Source organism: Paracoccus haeundaensis, from assembly GCF_006239215.1.
In the GTDB taxonomy this organism is placed as follows: domain Bacteria; phylum Pseudomonadota; class Alphaproteobacteria; order Rhodobacterales; family Rhodobacteraceae; genus Paracoccus; species Paracoccus marcusii.
Genome location: NZ_VDDC01000008.1, coordinates 88,282 through 104,065, shown reverse-complemented (window position 1 = coordinate 104,065; position 15,784 = coordinate 88,282). Strand labels below are relative to the sequence as shown.

Genomic DNA, 15,784 nt, shown 5'->3' with positions numbered 1-15,784 from the left:
CTCTCTGCTGGTGATGCGCGGATCGGTCACCCCGAAGTTGTTCCCCGGTGGTGCAATCCCGCTTGGCGATCAGGGTATGATGCGATAATCAGATGTCAATCGCGAATATCGATGCGTTTTTCTCATAGGGTGGCGATGGAACCGGATGACACTGCCGCCGACCGGGATCGCCGGTCGGGAATATCCCTGCGCGAACTGGAGGTTCTGCAGGCGCTGGTGGCCAATGGCACCGCGATCAGCGCGGCGCGTCGGCTGGACATCTCTCAGTCGGCGGTCAGCCGCAGGCTGGCGCAGCTGGAGGAGCGGCTTGGCTTCAAGCTGTTCCTGCGCACCAATGGTCGCCTGGTTCCCACGATCGAGGCCCTGTCGCTGAGCGAGCAGCTGGCGCCGGTGCTGGAGACGCTGGCCCGGCTGGTCCATCGCGCCGACCGGCCGCAGGGCGCGCATGAGGGGACGCTGTCCATCGTGGCCCCGCCGACCATCGCGCACCGGTTCCTGCCAAGCCGGATCGCGGCCTTCAAGCGGGCCAATCCGGGCTGCCAGATCACCTTCGACGTGCTGGCCAGCGACAGCCTGCTGACCGGCATCGCCGAGGGTCGGTTCGATGTCGGGATGAGCGACAGCACCGTTGCCCATGAAGGCATCACATCCGAGCTGTTGCTGGAAACGCAGGCAATCTGTGTCCTGCCGCGCGACCACCACCTGGCCGCGTTCGAGGTGATCCGCCCCGAGGACCTGCATGACGAGCCGTTCATCGCCCTGTCGCGCCGCCATTCCAGCCGCGCCGCCATCGACCGCCTGTTCGACCGCGCGGGCCTGGCCCTGCGGATCGAGCTGGAGGCGTCGACCAACGTGTCCGTCATCCAGTTCGTGCGCGAGGGTCTGGGCGTGTCGCTGTTGAACCCGTTCCCGCTGGTCCACCAGATGGCCGATCAGGTGGCGATGCGCCCCTTCCTGCCCGCGATCCGATACAGCACGCATTTCCTGCTGCCGGCCAGCCGGGCGCCCTCCGCGGTGACGCGGGCCTTCATGCAGGACGTCACCGACAGCCTGGACCGCGCCGCCTATCCGACCCCCACCGCCCTGCGATAAAGGAATCCCGATGCAGACCCCCACCAGCCAGCAGATCCTGGCGCAGCTGATCGCCTTCGACACGACCAGCCACCGCTCCAACCTTGCGCTGATCGACCATGTCCGGGCCTATCTGGCGGAATATGGGGTGGACAGCCGGCTGGTCATGGATGCGACCGGGCAGAAGGCCAACCTGTGGGCGACGATCGGGCCCGCCGATCGGCCGGGGGTGATCCTGTCGGGCCATACCGACACGGTGCCGGTCGAGGGCCAGGACTGGGCCAGCGACCCCTATGCGCTGACCGCGCGCGACGGGCGGCTGTACGGGCGGGGCAGCTGCGACATGAAGGGGTTCCTGGCCTGCGTGCTGGCCGCCGTGCCGGACCTTGTGGCGCGCGATCTGGCGCGGCCCGTGCATCTGGCGTTTTCCTATGACGAGGAGGTCGGCTGCGTGGGCGTGGTCGGCCTGCTGGAGATGCTGCGCGACGAGGGCATCCGCCCCGCCCTGTGCATCGTCGGAGAGCCCAGCTCGATGCAGGTGGTGATCGGGCACAAGGCCAAACGCTCGATGCGGGTGACGGTGCGGGGCAGGGGGTGCCACTCCTCGCTGGCGCCGCAGGGGGTGAATGCGGTCGATTACGCCGCCCGGCTGGTGGTGCGGATGCAGGACATCGCAGCCCGGCTGGCGACCGAAGGCGGGCGCGACGCCGACTATGACATCACGCACAGCACCGCCCATACCGGCACCATCCGCGGCGGCACGGCACTGAACATCGTGCCCGACCTGTGCACGCTGGACTGCGAGTTCCGGGTGCTTCCGCAGGAGGATGCCGACGCCCTGGTCCAGGAGCTGCGTGATTACGCCCGCGACGAGCTGGAACCGATGATGCGGCGCATCGCCCCCGAGGCCGGGATCGAGATCGAGGTCTTTGCCCAGTTCCCCGGCCTGGAGACCCCGCCCGACGCCGAGGCCGTCACCCTGGTCAAGCGCCTGACCGGCAGCAACGGCCATTCCAAGGTCGCCTTCGGTACCGAGGGCGGCCGCTTTGCGGAGATGCTGGGGGTGCCCACGGTGATCTGCGGGCCTGGCGCGATCGCCCAGGCCCACAAGCCCGACGAATACATCGAGCGGTCCCAGCTGGACGCCTGCGACGCCTTCCTGGGGCGGCTGGCCGATTGGGCGACGCGGGGGGCGTGACGCCGCCCGCTGGCCGTCAGCGCGGCATCAGCTTGGCGGCCAGCGTCTGGACGTCCGGCCCCGAGACCTTGGGCACGATCCGATAGGCCGCGTTCACGAAGCAGAACAGTGCGAATCCCAGCAGCCCCAGGCAGACGCCCGTCACCAGGATCTGGCCATAGACCTGCCCCGACAGCCAGGAGAACGCCTCTCCGGTGCCGCCGGCCTGCTGGGGGTTGGCCTGCCAGGCCGCGAAGCCGAACAGCAGGCCCACCACGCCGACCACCACGCCATGCGCGATCAGACCCGCCTTGAGCACGGGGTTCCAGCGCGTGGTGACCGGGTTGGCGCGCAGGTGCTGGCGGTATTCGTTGGTCCAGCCCTGGCGCATGTAATGCCCGCCCGCCCCGATGATCAGCACCGCCGCGGCCCCGATCAGCCAGCGGCCGCCGGGCCATTCCATGACGGTGCGGACATGGCCGGGGATGCTGGACCCCTCGCCCGAGCCGCCCCCCGACCCGCCGCCGAACAGCAGCGGAAAGACGGTCGCGCCGATCCCCAGGTGGATCGCGCCGGTCACCAGCATGCCGATGCGGGCGACGATGCCCTTTGCGTCGCTGCCGTAGTCTTCGAGGTCGAAGGCCGCGTCCAGCACCCGCCACAGCGCATAGGCCAGCATGCCGATGAAGATGACGAACAGCAGCACGCCGCCGCCCCAGGTCGTGTCCAGCCAGCCCAGGGCCGAGGACGTGTCCTGCGCGCTGCCCCCCCGCCAGATCGAATAGAGAGAGATCCCCGCGACGGCCAGATAGACCAGCCCCTTGCCGATATAGCCTGCCCGCATCAGCGGCATGGCCCAGCCCAGCTTGCTTTCGGTCATGTTCGTCGTTCCCGTTCCGGTTTGTGCCGAACCTACCGCAGGTCCGGGCGGCCGCGTCAAGCGATTGGCCCGAAAACCCGCCGTCAGCCCTCCGGCCCGCGCGGATCGTGTCGGGCAAAGGCGCTGATCAGGTCGGTGCGCGTCACCACCCCCACCAGCGACGGCCCCGACAGGACCGGGACGGCGTCCACGTCGCCCTCGGCCATCAGGGTCAGCAAATCGCCAAGCGGCGTGTCGGCCCGCGCGGTGGGCATGTCGGCCCGCATCAGCGCGGCCGCCGGGCCCGCGGGCCGCACATCGGTTGCGATCATGTGGATCTGGAAGATCATGCCCAGATAGCGTCCGTCGGGCCCGGCAACGGGGATCGAGGTGAAGCGGTGGCGCCGGAACAGCGCCGCCACCCGTTCGGCCGGGGCGTCGGGGCCGACGGTCACCAGATCGCGCGACATGATCGTGCCCGCCGTGACCGGCCCGACCCGCTGCGCCGCCGCCTGCAGTTCGGCCGCCCCCACCAGGCGGGCCAGATCGCCCGCGCCCAGGTTGAAGTTCTGCCGATAGCGTTCCAGAAGATCGGTCAGCTGATCCTCGGACAGGCCGATGCGCGCGGCGGGGTCCGGGTCGGCGGTGCGGTGGGCGTTGCGGTCGTCCACCTGGCGCATCGGATAGCGGCGCCCGGTCAGCCGCGCATAGACCGCCGCGACGACGACCAGCAGCACCGTCCCCGCCGCCACCGGCGTCACCGCAAAGCGATAGCCCAGGTCCGCGATGGCGTCGGGGCTCATCGCGGCGGTCATGGCGACGGCCCCGGCAGGGGGGTGCAAAGCGCGGCACAGGATCGTCGCGGTGATGGCCAAGCCCACCGCCACCGCGATCCGCAGCGCGGGATCGGCCACATGCAAGCACACCGCGACACCGATCAGCGCCGCCACCGTATTGCCCACGATGGCGGCCCAGGGCTGCGCCAGCGGACTGTTCGGAACCGCGAACAGCAGGACTGAACTGGCCCCGAAAGGCGCGATCAGGTACAGGCCAAGCTGGCTGTCGACCGCGGGCGACAGCACGAACAGCCCGGCGATGATCAGGCCCGCGACGGCCCCGACGCCCGCCCGCACCGCCTCGGGCAGGGGGGTCGAGGCGACCGACGGCCCCAAGGCGCGCAGTGCGCTGATCATCAGTGGTCGCATGGTCACGGTCCCGGTCAACTGCACGTTTCGCGGTCACTATGTCCATTATTTGGGCAGATGAAAGGGCATTCCGGGATATGCCCGCGGCGGGCCCCTGCAGCCTGTGCGGTGTTCATCCCTCAGCAGCCGCCCGACACGCGGTCCGCGCATCGGGCCGGGGCCGTCAGGTCTTCAGGAAATCCTGGGTGCTGATTACATCGCCATAGAGAAACGCCAGCGCGCCCATGATCGCGGTGTGGACATGCGCCGCGGGGGCGGTCTGTCCGCCGAACTCGATGTCGCGGGTCGCGCAGGCATCGTGGATCGTGGTGGTGGCAAAGCCGTGGTCGTTGGCGGCGCGCGTGGTCGCGTCGATGCACATGTGGCTCATGGCGCCGACGACGACCACGTCGCGGACGCCGTGGTCGTCCAGCAGATCCTTGAGCCCGGTCTCGCGGAACGAGTTGGGGTGGTTCTTGGTGATGACCGCCTCGTCCTGGGCGGGGGTCACGACGTCGTTGATCCGGGCGCCCGCGCTGCCGGGGACGAAGATCGGGCCGCCGGGAATCTCGTGGCGGATGTTCACGACCAGATCGCCCCTGGAACGGGCATGGGCGATCACGCGGGCGGCGTTGTGGGCGGCGGCCTCGATCCCGTGAAGGGGAAGGTTGCCGTCGGGCCAGTATTCGTTCTGCAGATCGACGACCAGAATGGCGCGTTTGGACATGGGGTTCCTCCTGTCAGTCGGGCCATGGTGCACCGGATGCCCCCCATCGCGATAGGGGTCATGGCGCAAAGCCTGCGATCCGGACGGAACATCGCCCGCGGCGGGATGTTGATGCGGACATGACCGACGAAAGGACCGCGCCATGGACGACAAGAAGAAATCCAACCCCGTCGTGCCCCGCCAGAACGGCCAGGGCCAGGGCCAGGGCGTACCCCACGACCCCAAGGAGTTCGACGTGATGAACCCCGCCAAGATGGACAAGCCGTCCGCCGACGAAACCCCGTCCAAATCCTGACGTGACAGCGCATTCCGACGCGGCCGCGACCCCCGACGATCAGGGGTCGCGCCAGGCCGCACGGGCGGTCGCGGTGATCGTCATCGCAACCGCCGTCAAGCTGGCGGTCTTTGCGGCGCTGGAACGTCCGTGGGGCTGCGACTGCGGCCGGATCTGGGCGATGCCCGGCGATCCGGCGCTGAATTCCCAGACCCTGCTGGACCCCTATTCCCTGCTGCATGCGGTGACGGGCGCGCTGCTGGTCCTGCTGGTCACGCGGCTGCGGCCCGATCTGGGCCTCTGGGCGCTGCTGGCCGTCGTCGTCGCCAGCAGCACGACCTGGGAGGTGATCGAGAACCTGCCCGTCAGCATCCGCCTGTTCGGCTATGACGCGGCGGACCCATTGGCCTATCACGGCGACAGTCGCCTGAACGCATTCGCCGACACGGCCTGCGCGGTCGCAGGGGCGTTGTTCGCGCGGGTCGCATCAGCGCGGGTTGTGCTGGCCCTGGCGGTCGGGACAGAGATCGCGCTGTCCCTGTGGATTCAGGACGGTTTCGTCATCGCCGCCATTCGCGCGCTGCAACAGGCGCTGTGACCAGGGACGGGCGCCGGCCCAGCACGCTTTCGATCGCGTCCGCGGCCCCGGCGGCGCGCGGCCAATGCGGCGCGTCCTGCGCAAAGCCGTGGGCGTTCGCCCGAAACGACGGGTCGTCCAGCAGGCGGCACAGCGCGTCGTGGATGCGTGCTTCGGACGCCCACCGGGGCGACAGGCGCAGGCCGGTCCCGGTCCGGGCGATGCGGGCGGCGACGCCCGGCTGATCGTTCGTCAAGGGCAGGGCCAGCATCGGCACGCCCTGTTCCAGGCACTCCATGACCGTGTTCATGCCCGCATGGGTCACGCAGACCTGCGCGCGTTCCAGGATCGCGCGCTGCGGGACAAAGCTGCGGACCCAATCCGCGGGGATGTCGCACGCGCCCTCGGCCGACTGGCCGCCAAGCGAGACAAGCACCTGCGCCCCGGCCCGGCGACAGGCCCGCGCGATCCGCGCCAGCAGGCGGTGCCGGTGCCCCTGCAGCGTGCCCAGGCTGACATAGACCAGCGGTCGATCCGGGTCGGGGCGGATGTCGCAGGGCAGTGGCTCGGCGACCGGGGCGCGGAACAGGCCCATGTGGCGCACCCGCCCGCCGGTCACGGGGCGGGGGTGGTCGAACCCCGGCACCGCCTGCGCCAGCGTCATCAGGGGCGACACGCAATCGGTGAAATCGCGCAGCGGCCCAAGGTCCCAGTCCAGGGCGATGGTCTGGATCACCCGCGACTGCCGCCGCATCACCCATTGCGCGATCCGCCGCGCGGTCCGCAGCCGTTCGATCCCCCGTTCGCTGTGGTCGGGGCGCCACCCCAGGAACGGGATCGGCACGCCGGGTTCGTCGTCGAAAGGCAGGGCGCAGGCGATCGACACCATCGGGATGCGCATGTGGCGCGACAGCAGGCCCGCCGCCGGCTCTGTCTGGTCGCCCAGGATCAGGTCGGGCCGATAGGCGGCGATGGCCGCCGGACCAAGCCGGCACAGCATCTGCGTGCGCGCGGCGCCCGCGGCGATCTCTCCGTGCAGGCGCGCGGAATGGGGGCGGTCGTTGGGCGGCAGGCAGGGCCTGGAGCGGACCGTGTCGCCGGCCAGAAAGCGGACATGGTGGCCGCGGGCACGCAGCTCCTCGGCCAGCGCGGCGAAGGCCTGGCGATGGCTGGGATAGGGCGGGCAGATCATCAGGATGCGGGCGGCAAGCCGGTCGTATTGTACCATCATCGTCCTCTTGCAGGCCCAACGACGGCTTGGGGCAATCGTTGCAAAACTTTGTCCCCGGCAATGCACCATCGACGGATCGGGCCTTCGTGGCGGGCTGAACCGCGATCGGGGCGGTTTGTTCCGCGCCGTCAGGAACATGGTCCCGACTTGCCGGTTGCGCCGCCCTTGCGGAACGAAAGGAACGGCCATGACCTGCAGGATACTGATCGTGGAGGACGACTATTGGGCCGTGCTGCACCTGGCGACGGAGGTCCGCCACCGCGGGGCGGAGGTTCTGGGTCCGACCGGGTCGATCCCCCTGGCCGTCGCGCTGATGTCCGCCCGGCGGCGTCCGCATGCGGCGATCCTGGACGTCCAGCTGCGCACCCAGCTGGCCTTTCCACTGGCGGACGCGCTGGCGGAACAGGGGGTGCCCTTCATCTTCGTGACCGGTTTCGAAAGGGAGGACATGCCCGAACGCTTTGACGCGGTGCCGCATTTCGTCAAGCCGATCATCGGCGATGCCTGCATCGACGCGGTGATGGCCCTGGCCGACGCGGCCCGCCGGACCCGCGTTTTCGGGCCGCAATGCCGCGTCCGGTCGGGCCAGCGCGGCGTGATCGAGGGCTAGCCGTCCCGGCGCGCCTTGGACGCCGCGATGGCGGCCTCAAGACGGCGTGCCAGTTCCTGCAGCCGGGGCGGCACGGCCACCTTTTCCATCTCGATCAGCAGTTCCTTCATGCTGTCGTCCATTTCGTCCTGGGGCGGGCGGGGATCCGTCTTGCTCATCGTGACCTCAAAAGCGCCTGGCGGCCTGCCAAACACGTCTTCCATTGCCTTCAGCAGATACCACGGCGCGGGGTCGGTGACAGTTCACATTTGCCGTGGCACCGCGAATTCGTCCCCGACGGTCACGCATCGTTGCGAAAACGGCGCAGGCACCCCCCGTGATGTCCGTCCGCTGAACCTGCAAACCGTTGGAATGTTCCAAAAGACGCGCGCATCGCCGAAACAGGCGGGAAACGCCCGTTCGATCACGTTTGCGGAACCAGATCGGTATGTACGCATTTGTTTAGCGTGCTGCTTTGGGAACAGGCGTAGCCGACCATGTCCGACAATGTACTTCATCACATTCCTGCCCTGCGCGCCTATGCGCGCTCGTTGTGTGGGCGACAGGAGGATCCCGACGATCTGGTCCAGGAGACTCTGTTGCGTGCCATCGAACATGCCGACAAGTACCAGCCGGGCACCCATATGCGGGCCTGGCTTTTCACGATCATGCGCAACCGTTTCTATACCAACGTCCGCAAGTCGGCCCGCGAACGCACCGGGTCCGAGGATTGCGTGTCCGACAAGCCGATATCGCAAGCCACGCAGGAATGGCACCTGCGCCATCAGGAGATGTGGGACCAGCTGGGCCGGATCCCCGTCCATTACCGCGAGGCTATCGTCCTGGTGTCGGTCTTGGGCGAAAGCTATATCCGCGCGGCCGAGATTCTGGACTGCGACATCGGTACCATCAAGAGCCGCGTGAATCGGGCGCGGACAATGCTGAAACGGGCGTTGGAACCGGAATTCTGAAGCGTTCGCATGCGTCAGGCCAGTCAGCGACCGCAATTCCGATGACATCGCATGATGTCCCTGCGCCGGGTGAAGGGGGCCCGATGATCGGGCCCCGCTCTGATCGTCATTCGTCGCGGTCGTCCACGATCACCGTCAGTTCCTGACCATCGCGATGCAGGGCGATCACGTCGTCGGTGGTGTGGTCAGTGGCCTCCAGCGCGTCGGTGACGGCCTGGTTTTCCGACAGGGTTTCCCGCAGGGTGGTCAGGTTGTCCTGGGCCTGCTCCAGCGCCGCGTCGACATCGCCCGGCGTGCTTTCGGTCACGGCACTGGTCTGGGTTCCGCCTCCGGTCGCCATCCCGTCCGCGATGCCTGCGGGGGCATCCGCCGCGCCGCCGGCCGAGGCGCCGGAGGTGGTGTCCGACTGCATCGCCGCCGAGCCGTTCGTGTCGATCGTGGTCTGGCCGCCGGTCATCGGGGGCGTGCCCTCCTCGGCGGTCGAGACTGCGCCGCCGCCCACCTGTTCCAGCTCGCTGAGGCCCATGACGGTGACGGTCGTGTCCGCATCCATCCCCTCCAGCTGATCGCCGTAGTCGCGGCCCGACTGCAGGTCGGCCACGACGCGTTCATAGGTCAGCGACATGTCGGCCGAACCGCCCGACTGCGCGGCCGATCCCGTATTCTGACCGCTGCCGGTCGTGGTGCTCATGTCGGCGGTGCTGGAGCCTTCGGCCCCGGCATCCTCCGTGCCGGTCATCGGGGCTCCGCCGCCGCCCAAGACGGCACCGTCCGCCGCCGCGCCGCCGCCTGCGCTGTCGGGTGCGGTGGTCTGAGCCAGGGCCGCGCCCGGCAGTGCCAGGGCAAGAGTCGCCGCGACAAGGGCCGCGCGGCTGGTCTGTGTCAATGTCCAGGTCATGATGTCTCCTCCGGAGATGATGATGCGCCATGGTCATGCGCTTGGACGGTCCCAACCGGGGCCACCCGCAGATGTTCCCGCACGCCTGCGTGAGACGAAAAAAGGACCGGCGCTCGGGCACAGCGCCGGTCCCGAAGGACGACCCGGAGGAGTTGGGCGTCCTTCACAGCATGTCGGCGGTCCGCTGCATCCAGTCGCGGTGCCGACGTTCGTCCGCCAAAGCCTTCTGGAAGAAGGCCAGCGTCTTGGGAAGCGCCGAGGGGTGGCTCGACGCGCGTTCATAGGCGGTGACGGTGTCTTCCTCGTTGGTGCGCATGGCCTTGAGGATCGTGCCGTCGCCCATCAGCCCGGCCAGGGCGATCTTGCCCGTGGTCAGCATCTGCTTCATGTCGCCTTCCGCCGGCGCATCGGCGCCCGTCTCGGCGGCGATCTGGTTCAGCACCTCCAGGTGTTGCAGGTGATCCTGGCGGAACGTCTCGACCTGCTGCGACAAAGCCGGGTCCGACAACCGCGAGATCGTGGATTCGTAAGCGGCGATGGCATCGCGCTCCAGCAGGATCAGGTTCGTGACCAGGTCTGTGATCGTGTCTTCGGTGCCGACGGTGGTGGCCATGGGAGGGTCCTTTCTGTGGGACGTTCCGAATTTGGGGGCGTGCAACCGGCGGATCGCCGGTTTGTTCCAGGGCATCGTTCGACGGCACCCGATCCGCCCGCCGCGACGATGGGCGGGAACATCGCGGCCCCGTCCCGGTTGCACGCCCCGCCCCAACAGGAGAGGCCCATGACCCAGGATCCCGAACGCCCGTTGCCCGCCGATCGACCTGGCGCCCAGACCGACGGCACCGCGCCCCCGTCCGCCAGGATCGACGAATCCGCCGCCGAAAGCGGCCAGCCCGCCGACATGGCCTATTACCGCGTCCCCGCCAGGTCGGGGGCGATGATGCTGCTGGGCACCATCGCCATCCCGCTGGCGGTGATCGTGGGGATCGCCGTCGTCCTGCTGATCGCGCTGTGAGTTTTTCGGTCGGCGCGCTGGAACATTCGCCGCAACCGCCGGTTCAGCGGCCCCAAAACGTCAAGGAGAGCACCCATGGCCGAACAGACACTGGACACGCTGTTTCATGAAACGCTGAAGGACATCTATTACGCCGAACGCAAGATCGGCACCGCGCTGCGCAAGATGGCGCGTGCGGCCCAGGACCCCGAGTTGAAGGCCGCCTTCCAGACCCACGAACAGGAGACGCAGGCCCAGTACGAGCGCCTGTCCGAGGTGTTCGATGCCCTGGGCAAGCGCCCGACCGGCAAGACCTGCGACGCGATCGAGGGGATCATCGCCGAGGCACAGGAGATCATGGAGGAGTTCAAGGGCAGCCCCGCGCTGGATGCGGGCCTGCTGGCCGCGGCCCAGGCCGTCGAGCATTACGAGATCGCCCGTTATGGCACACTGAAGGCCTGGGCCGCGCAGCTGGGCCTGGCGGATGCCGAGCGCCTGCTGGACCAGACCCTGCAGGAGGAGACGGCCACCGACGAGATCCTGACCGGTCTGGCCGAGACCGTCATCAACGCCGCCGCCCAGGGCTGACCCGACCCCACCGGCCCGCATCGCGCGGCGCCGGTCCCCCAAACCGGAGAGATCCATGTTCTATACCGACAACAAGCTGCAATATCCCGTCCGCGTCGATGCCCCGAACCCGCTGTTCGCCCGCGCCCTGCAGCAGGCCATCGGCGGCGTCGAGGGAGAGATCCGCGTGGCGATGCAGTATTTCTTCCAAGCCTGCGGCGCGCGCGGCGACGCCCGGTTCCGCGACCTGCTGATGAACACCGCCGCCGAGGAACTGGGCCATATCGAGATGTTGGCCACCGCGGTCGCCCTGAACCTGGAAGGCGCGCCCCTGGCGATGCAAGAGGAGGGCGCCCGCGACAAGGCGGTGGAGGCCGTGATGGGTGGCATGAACCTCAAGAACCTGCTGTCGGCGGGTCTGTCGGCGATGCCGGTGGACAGCGACGGCGTGCCCTTCGACATGTCCCACATCTATGCCAGCGGCAATATCGCCGCCGACATGACCGCCAACATCGCTGCCGAATCCACCGGGCGCACGTTGGCTGTGCGGCTGTACAACATGACCGACGACCCAGGGATGAAGGACATGCTGTCCTATCTGATCGCGCGGGACACGATGCACCAAAACCAGTGGATGGCCGCGCTGGAGGAACTGGGCGGCGCGCAGGGCGCTTTCCCGATCCCCAACAGCTTTCCCCAGGCCGAGGAGCAGTCCGAGTTCAGCTATGCCTTCCTGGGGTTCCAGGCGGATGGCAGCGCGCCGGTCGACGGCCGCTGGTCGCAGGGTCCGTCCGTCGACGGCAAGGGCCAATTCACGTCCCAGCCCACGACCGCGATGGGTCAGCAGCCCGACCTGGGTCCGGCCCGCACCGGCAGCGGCGCGCAGACCGAACAGATGTAGCATCCGTGCCGGCGGCCCTGGGGTCGCCGGCACGCCCTCGTTCCAGGACATGCCCATGACCGACAACCTATCCGCCGCCACCGTACCTGGAATCGGGCGCCGCAGTCTTTCGGCACCTTGCGACAGGTCGCACCGCGCGACAGCCCTTCGCACGGAACGGCGGATCGGTCATTGCGCGACGCCAATCTACGGCCGGATGCCGACGCGATCATGAGACAGTCAACCTTCGGTCACGCCGGCGCGGGCGACAGCGTGATGCTGGACTGCGTGATCATCGGCGGGGGTCCGGCCGGGCTGACGGCGGCGATTCACCTGGCCCGGTTCCGGCGTCGCGTGGTCGTCATCGATGCTGGCGCCAGCCGCGCCGCGCTGATCCCGCGGACCTGGAACCATCCGGGCTATCCCACGGGCATCCGGGGCGGTCGCCTGTTGGGGCGGATGCGCCAACAGGTGACCGATCTGGGCGTTCCTGTCATCCGGGGGCGCGTCGTGCGCCTGGACCCCCTGCCGCATGGTGGGTTCGAGGTTCTGGCGGGCAGCCTGCACATTGCGCGGCATATCATCCTGGCCACCGGGGCCGTCGACCGGCTGCCGCCGATCGCCGATGCCCGCGGCGCAATCTTGGCCGGCCAGCTGCGCCTGTGTCCCGTCTGCGACGCCTATGAAGCGACGGACAGGCCGGTGGCCGTGATCGGCGCCGATGCCCATGCCGCGTCCGAGGCGCTGTTCCTGTCCCATTACACCCGGCAGGTCACCCTGCTGACGCTTGGCACGCCGTTGCGACTGTCGCCCGACGATCACGGCAGCCTGACGAATGCGGGCGTCGCGGTCGACACGTCACCGGACGTGACCTGGGACCTGTCCGGGCCGGGGGTTACGCTGATCCGCCCGAACGCGCCCCCGCTGCGGGTCGAGGCGGTCTGGTCGGGCCTGGGGGCCGTGGCGCAGGCGGGACTGGCGACCCGGCTTGGCCTGACGCCCGCGCCGGACGGTCGGATCCCCACGGACGATCATCAGCAGACGACGGTGCCAGGCCTGTTCGCCGCGGGCGATCTGACGACCGGGCTGAACCAGATCGGCACCGCGATGGGCCAGGCCCAGATCGCCGCCAGCCGCATCCACAGCATCCTGCGCAGCGCCGAGCGGCGTGCCCTGGCCCCCGCCCCGCAGGAGGGCGGGTGATGCGGGCGTGGCTGCCCGCGGTGACCCTGGGATTTGCCCTGGGCGGCTTTTTCGACGGGGTCCTGCTGCACCAGATCCTGCAATGGCACCATCTTCTCAGCCTGGTGCCGGGCATGGACGACCTGCGGTTGCAGATCCTGTGGGACGGTTATTTCCACGCCGCCATGTACGCGGTCGCGCTGGTCGGCCTGGTGGCGGTGTGGCGCCACCGGTCGGTGATCGGCGCCGATCCGCGCCGCCGGCTGTGGGCCATGCTGCCGGTCGGGTTCGGACTGTGGCACGGCATCGATGCGGTGCTGTCGCATTGGGTGCTGGGCATCCACCGCATCCGGGACGACAGCCCCGTCCCGCTGCTGTGGGATGCGGGCTGGCTGATCGGGTTCGGCATCCTGCCCGCGGCCGCCGGATTATACGTGGCAATGGGGCCGCGCGGTCCCGAAGGTCGCGTCGGGGGCATCACGGCCGCGCTGCTGGCGCTGACCGTCGGGATGGGCATCTGGGCCGCACAGCCGCCCGGCGACGGCCGGCTTGCCTCGGTCGTGTTCCGCAAGGACCTGACGGACGCCCAGATCCGCGACCGCCTGACCGCAACAGGCGCAGCCATCCTGTGGCAGGACGCGGCCCTGTCCCTGGCTGTGGTCGACATGCCCGCCGGCGGCGCATGGCGTCTGTACGGACAGGGCGCCCTGCTGGTCGCGGGCGGGGGCCTGCCCGCGGGCTGCCTGGGATGGCGCAGAACCTGATATTGCACGATAGGCAATTTTTCGCCGAAACAGGCCCTTCCGTTAAGGTATGTTTAATGGGCAGTCTTTGCGTGATTGGATAGGGTCATGCCTGACGATGGCGATCCGGGGGGACCATGCGCATTCTGGTGGTCGAAGACGAATTCCTGATCGCCGAACAGCTGTCCCGCGACATCAGCAATCTTGGCGATACCGTGATCGGTCCCTTTTCGGACATCGGCGATGCGATGTGCAGCCTGACCAGCGCGGATGCCGACGCGGCGATCCTGGACGTGCGCTTGGGCGCGCAGACGTCGTTCTGCATCGCCGATCAGCTGAGCCTGCAGGAGGTGCCGTTCGTCTTTCTGACCGGCTATACCGTGCGGGACGTCCCGGACCGGTTCAGCCAGACCGTCATCCACGCCAAGCCCAGCCCGACGCGCAGCCTGCTGCTGCAGCTGCATGCGCAACGCCTGCGGTTCGGTGACGCGGACGGGGTGCAGGAGGTCATGGTGGACATGCTGTCCTATGTCCGCCTCGTCGCCTCGGACGCCGCTGCGGCCGAACGCCTGGTCGAGCGGGTGATGCTGCAGGCGATCCGCGCCATCGAGGGCGATGCCGTCACGGGCACCCTGCGCGGCCTGATGATCGCCCTGATGGACCACGAAATCGCGCGGAACCTGTCCCGCCATTTCCACTAGGGCGGGAACATCGCGCCCTGTCGCCGGTTGCAGGCACCGGTCCGTCCCGTGACGGGCCCGAATGCCACAGGAGACCGCGCATGACCGATTATCCCTATCCGCCCTTTCCCGAACAGGAACAGGACCTGCCCGGCAGCTTCCGTAGGATGGACCCGGTTCCCGATACGGCGAGGACAGCTGGAAGGGCAACGGCCGTCTGAAGGGTCGCGTGGCGCTGATCACCGGCGCCGACAGCGGCATCGGGCGCGCCGTGGCCATCGCCTATGCCCGCGAGGGGGCCGACCTGGCGCTGGTCTGCCTGGACGAAAAGGGGGACATGGAGGATACCGCCGCCCTGGTCCGCCAGGCCGGCCGCGAGTGTCTGGTCATCATGACCGACCTGTCCAAGGCCGAAAATTGTCGCGACGTGATCGCGCAGACCGCCGATCGGTTCGGGCGCATCGACATCCTGGTCAACAACGCCGCCCATCAGCGCAGCTTTGCCAAAATCGAGGACATCAGCGACGAGGAGTGGCGCTATACCTTCGCCACCAACATCGACGCGATGTTCCATCTGACCAAGGCCGCGGTCGCGCATATGGGTCGGGGGGCCGCGATCATCAACACCGCATCGGTGAATGCCGACAAGCCCAGCCCGGACCTGCTGGCCTATGCCACGACCAAGGGCGCGATCCAGAACTTCACCGCGGGGCTTGCGCAGATGCTGGCCGATCGGGGCATCCGTGCGAATGTCGTGGCGCCGGGGCCGGTCTGGACGCCGCTGATCCCGGCCAGCTTTCCGGGCGACAAGGTCGCCACCTTCGGCCAGAACTATCCCATCGGGCGGCCGGCGCAGCCCGCGGAACTGGCATCGGCCTATGTGATGCTGGCGGAGGCGGCCTCCAGCTACATCTCCGGGGCGACCATCGCGGTCACCGGCGGTCAGCCGATCATCTGAGGGGGATGCCATGACCAGAACCCTTGCCCTTGTCGCGGCCCTTGCGGGGGTCGCGCTGCTGGTCCGATCCGTGGCGCGCCGATCCGGCCCCGACGCGGGCGATGCGATCCGACCTGCCGGGCCCGACCAGATGCGCGATCCGCCCCCGGACTGGTCCGATGTCGATGAACGCGGGGACGAATCCTTTCCGGCCAGCGATCCGCCGGGGACCTACTAGGGCCC

Annotated in this window: 20 protein-coding genes and 1 pseudogene; 14 read left to right on the top strand and 7 right to left on the bottom strand. The window is 68.7% G+C overall.

Annotation, left to right across the window (positions count from 1 at the left end):
- The first annotated feature begins 135 nt into the window (after positions 1-135).
- Entirely contained in the window at positions 136-1,092 is a 957-nt protein-coding gene (locus tag FHD67_RS04510) for a LysR substrate-binding domain-containing protein (protein ID WP_176695054.1), read from the top strand.
- A 10-nt stretch (positions 1,093-1,102) separates the two neighbouring features.
- Positions 1,103-2,269 carry an acetylornithine deacetylase gene (gene argE, locus FHD67_RS04505; protein WP_139597962.1) on the top strand — a complete coding sequence of 389 codons (1,167 nt, stop codon included), beginning with the start codon at positions 1,103-1,105 and terminating at the stop codon, positions 2,267-2,269.
- 16 nt (positions 2,270-2,285) lie between these two features.
- On the opposite strand, the gene FHD67_RS04500 is transcribed toward argE, so the two are convergent.
- From FHD67_RS04500 to FHD67_RS04490, 3 genes are all read right to left on the bottom strand, one after another.
- Complete coding sequence (locus FHD67_RS04500) at positions 2,286-3,128, bottom strand: DUF1206 domain-containing protein (RefSeq protein WP_045981840.1); 843 nt, start codon at positions 3,126-3,128, stop codon at positions 2,286-2,288.
- A gap of 83 nt (positions 3,129-3,211) precedes the next feature.
- The gene (locus FHD67_RS04495) at positions 3,212-4,312 is read right to left on the bottom strand and encodes an HPP family protein (protein ID WP_232303378.1); all 1,101 of its coding nucleotides are present in this window, start codon (positions 4,310-4,312) and stop codon (positions 3,212-3,214) included.
- Positions 4,313-4,475: 163 nt separating this feature from the next.
- A complete protein-coding gene (locus FHD67_RS04490) occupies positions 4,476-5,018 on the bottom strand; it encodes a cysteine hydrolase family protein (RefSeq protein ID WP_139597961.1) in 543 nt (180 codons plus the stop codon).
- Between the two features lie 142 nt (positions 5,019-5,160).
- Between FHD67_RS04490 and FHD67_RS20380 the strand changes: the two genes are divergently transcribed.
- Together FHD67_RS20380 and FHD67_RS04485 are read left to right on the top strand one after the other, a co-directional pair.
- The gene (locus tag FHD67_RS20380) at positions 5,161-5,313 is read left to right on the top strand and encodes a hypothetical protein (RefSeq protein WP_176695053.1); all 153 of its coding nucleotides are present in this window, start codon (positions 5,161-5,163) and stop codon (positions 5,311-5,313) included.
- Between the two features lies 1 nt (position 5,314).
- On the top strand, positions 5,315-5,890 hold the full coding sequence (locus tag FHD67_RS04485; RefSeq protein ID WP_139597960.1) for a DUF2585 family protein: 576 nt from the start codon (positions 5,315-5,317) through the stop codon (positions 5,888-5,890).
- Here the strand turns inward: FHD67_RS04485 and FHD67_RS04480 are convergent.
- Positions 5,853-7,100, bottom strand: coding sequence for a glycosyltransferase (locus tag FHD67_RS04480; protein WP_176695052.1), 1,248 nt, complete (start codon positions 7,098-7,100; stop codon positions 5,853-5,855). The two genes, FHD67_RS04485 and FHD67_RS04480, sit on opposite strands and share 38 nt — an antisense overlap.
- Positions 7,101-7,287: 187 nt before the next feature.
- Between FHD67_RS04480 and FHD67_RS04475 the strand changes: the two genes are divergently transcribed.
- The gene (locus tag FHD67_RS04475; RefSeq protein WP_139597958.1) at positions 7,288-7,710 is read left to right on the top strand and encodes a response regulator; all 423 of its coding nucleotides are present in this window, start codon (positions 7,288-7,290) and stop codon (positions 7,708-7,710) included.
- On the opposite strand, the gene FHD67_RS20375 is transcribed toward FHD67_RS04475, so the two are convergent.
- Positions 7,707-7,868 carry a hypothetical protein gene (locus FHD67_RS20375; protein ID WP_157001366.1) on the bottom strand — a complete coding sequence of 54 codons (162 nt, stop codon included), beginning with the start codon at positions 7,866-7,868 and terminating at the stop codon, positions 7,707-7,709. The two genes, FHD67_RS04475 and FHD67_RS20375, sit on opposite strands and share 4 nt — an antisense overlap.
- 318 nt (positions 7,869-8,186) lie before the next feature.
- Between FHD67_RS20375 and FHD67_RS04470 the strand changes: the two genes are divergently transcribed.
- The gene (locus FHD67_RS04470; RefSeq protein ID WP_139597957.1) at positions 8,187-8,660 is read left to right on the top strand and encodes a sigma-70 family RNA polymerase sigma factor; all 474 of its coding nucleotides are present in this window, start codon (positions 8,187-8,189) and stop codon (positions 8,658-8,660) included.
- 106 nt (positions 8,661-8,766) lie between these two features.
- Here FHD67_RS04470 and FHD67_RS04465 read toward each other — a convergent pair whose 3' ends face one another.
- Positions 8,767-9,558, bottom strand: coding sequence for a hypothetical protein (locus tag FHD67_RS04465; protein ID WP_139597956.1), 792 nt, complete (start codon positions 9,556-9,558; stop codon positions 8,767-8,769).
- Positions 9,559-9,721: 163 nt separating this feature from the next.
- Positions 9,722-10,171, bottom strand: a complete 450-nt coding sequence (locus FHD67_RS04460; RefSeq protein ID WP_045981834.1) for a DUF892 family protein — start codon at positions 10,169-10,171, stop codon at positions 9,722-9,724.
- 168 nt (positions 10,172-10,339) lie between these two features.
- Between FHD67_RS04460 and FHD67_RS04455 the strand changes: the two genes are divergently transcribed.
- From FHD67_RS04455 to FHD67_RS04420, 8 genes and pseudogenes are all read left to right on the top strand, one after another.
- A complete protein-coding gene (locus FHD67_RS04455) occupies positions 10,340-10,573 on the top strand; it encodes a hypothetical protein (RefSeq protein ID WP_046001509.1) in 234 nt (77 codons plus the stop codon).
- Between the two features lie 75 nt (positions 10,574-10,648).
- On the top strand, positions 10,649-11,140 hold the full coding sequence (locus FHD67_RS04450; protein ID WP_046001510.1) for a YciE/YciF ferroxidase family protein: 492 nt from the start codon (positions 10,649-10,651) through the stop codon (positions 11,138-11,140).
- 55 nt (positions 11,141-11,195) lie between these two features.
- Positions 11,196-12,020: a manganese catalase family protein gene (locus FHD67_RS04445; RefSeq protein ID WP_045981831.1), complete on the top strand. Its 825-nt coding sequence runs from the start codon at positions 11,196-11,198 to the stop codon at positions 12,018-12,020.
- Positions 12,021-12,230: 210 nt separating this feature from the next.
- Positions 12,231-13,202, top strand: a complete 972-nt coding sequence (locus FHD67_RS04440) for an NAD(P)/FAD-dependent oxidoreductase (protein WP_139597955.1) — start codon at positions 12,231-12,233, stop codon at positions 13,200-13,202.
- Positions 13,202-13,945 (top strand): DUF2243 domain-containing protein, encoded by a 744-nt coding sequence (locus tag FHD67_RS04435; RefSeq protein ID WP_139597954.1) that lies wholly within the window; start codon positions 13,202-13,204, stop codon positions 13,943-13,945. Before FHD67_RS04440 ends, FHD67_RS04435 begins: the two co-directional genes overlap by 1 nt.
- A gap of 116 nt (positions 13,946-14,061) precedes the next feature.
- Complete coding sequence (locus tag FHD67_RS04430) at positions 14,062-14,625, top strand: response regulator (RefSeq protein WP_052715344.1); 564 nt, start codon at positions 14,062-14,064, stop codon at positions 14,623-14,625.
- 80 nt (positions 14,626-14,705) lie between these two features.
- Positions 14,706-15,562: pseudogene (locus FHD67_RS04425) on the top strand (SDR family oxidoreductase).
- A gap of 10 nt (positions 15,563-15,572) precedes the next feature.
- Positions 15,573-15,779, top strand: coding sequence for a hypothetical protein (locus FHD67_RS04420; protein ID WP_046001513.1), 207 nt, complete (start codon positions 15,573-15,575; stop codon positions 15,777-15,779).
- Positions 15,780-15,784 lie beyond the last annotated feature (5 nt).

Coding starts and splice junctions, on each gene's coding strand:
- FHD67_RS04510 (WP_176695054.1), top strand. CDS start 136: ATGGAACCGGATGACACTGCCGCCGACCGGGATCGCCGGTCGGGAATA.
- argE (WP_139597962.1), top strand. CDS start 1,103: ATGCAGACCCCCACCAGCCAGCAGATCCTGGCGCAGCTGATCGCCTTC.
- FHD67_RS04500 (WP_045981840.1), bottom strand. CDS start 3,128: ATGACCGAAAGCAAGCTGGGCTGGGCCATGCCGCTGATGCGGGCAGGC.
- FHD67_RS04495 (WP_232303378.1), bottom strand. CDS start 4,312: ATGCGACCACTGATGATCAGCGCACTGCGCGCCTTGGGGCCGTCGGTC.
- FHD67_RS04490 (WP_139597961.1), bottom strand. CDS start 5,018: ATGTCCAAACGCGCCATTCTGGTCGTCGATCTGCAGAACGAATACTGG.
- FHD67_RS20380 (WP_176695053.1), top strand. CDS start 5,161: ATGGACGACAAGAAGAAATCCAACCCCGTCGTGCCCCGCCAGAACGGC.
- FHD67_RS04480 (WP_176695052.1), bottom strand. CDS start 7,100: ATGATGGTACAATACGACCGGCTTGCCGCCCGCATCCTGATGATCTGC.
- FHD67_RS04475 (WP_139597958.1), top strand. CDS start 7,288: ATGACCTGCAGGATACTGATCGTGGAGGACGACTATTGGGCCGTGCTG.
- FHD67_RS20375 (WP_157001366.1), bottom strand. CDS start 7,868: ATGAGCAAGACGGATCCCCGCCCGCCCCAGGACGAAATGGACGACAGC.
- FHD67_RS04470 (WP_139597957.1), top strand. CDS start 8,187: ATGTCCGACAATGTACTTCATCACATTCCTGCCCTGCGCGCCTATGCG.
- FHD67_RS04465 (WP_139597956.1), bottom strand. CDS start 9,558: ATGACCTGGACATTGACACAGACCAGCCGCGCGGCCCTTGTCGCGGCG.
- FHD67_RS04460 (WP_045981834.1), bottom strand. CDS start 10,171: ATGGCCACCACCGTCGGCACCGAAGACACGATCACAGACCTGGTCACG.
- FHD67_RS04455 (WP_046001509.1), top strand. CDS start 10,340: ATGACCCAGGATCCCGAACGCCCGTTGCCCGCCGATCGACCTGGCGCC.
- FHD67_RS04450 (WP_046001510.1), top strand. CDS start 10,649: ATGGCCGAACAGACACTGGACACGCTGTTTCATGAAACGCTGAAGGAC.
- FHD67_RS04445 (WP_045981831.1), top strand. CDS start 11,196: ATGTTCTATACCGACAACAAGCTGCAATATCCCGTCCGCGTCGATGCC.
- FHD67_RS04440 (WP_139597955.1), top strand. CDS start 12,231: ATGAGACAGTCAACCTTCGGTCACGCCGGCGCGGGCGACAGCGTGATG.
- FHD67_RS04435 (WP_139597954.1), top strand. CDS start 13,202: ATGCGGGCGTGGCTGCCCGCGGTGACCCTGGGATTTGCCCTGGGCGGC.
- FHD67_RS04430 (WP_052715344.1), top strand. CDS start 14,062: ATGCGCATTCTGGTGGTCGAAGACGAATTCCTGATCGCCGAACAGCTG.
- FHD67_RS04420 (WP_046001513.1), top strand. CDS start 15,573: ATGACCAGAACCCTTGCCCTTGTCGCGGCCCTTGCGGGGGTCGCGCTG.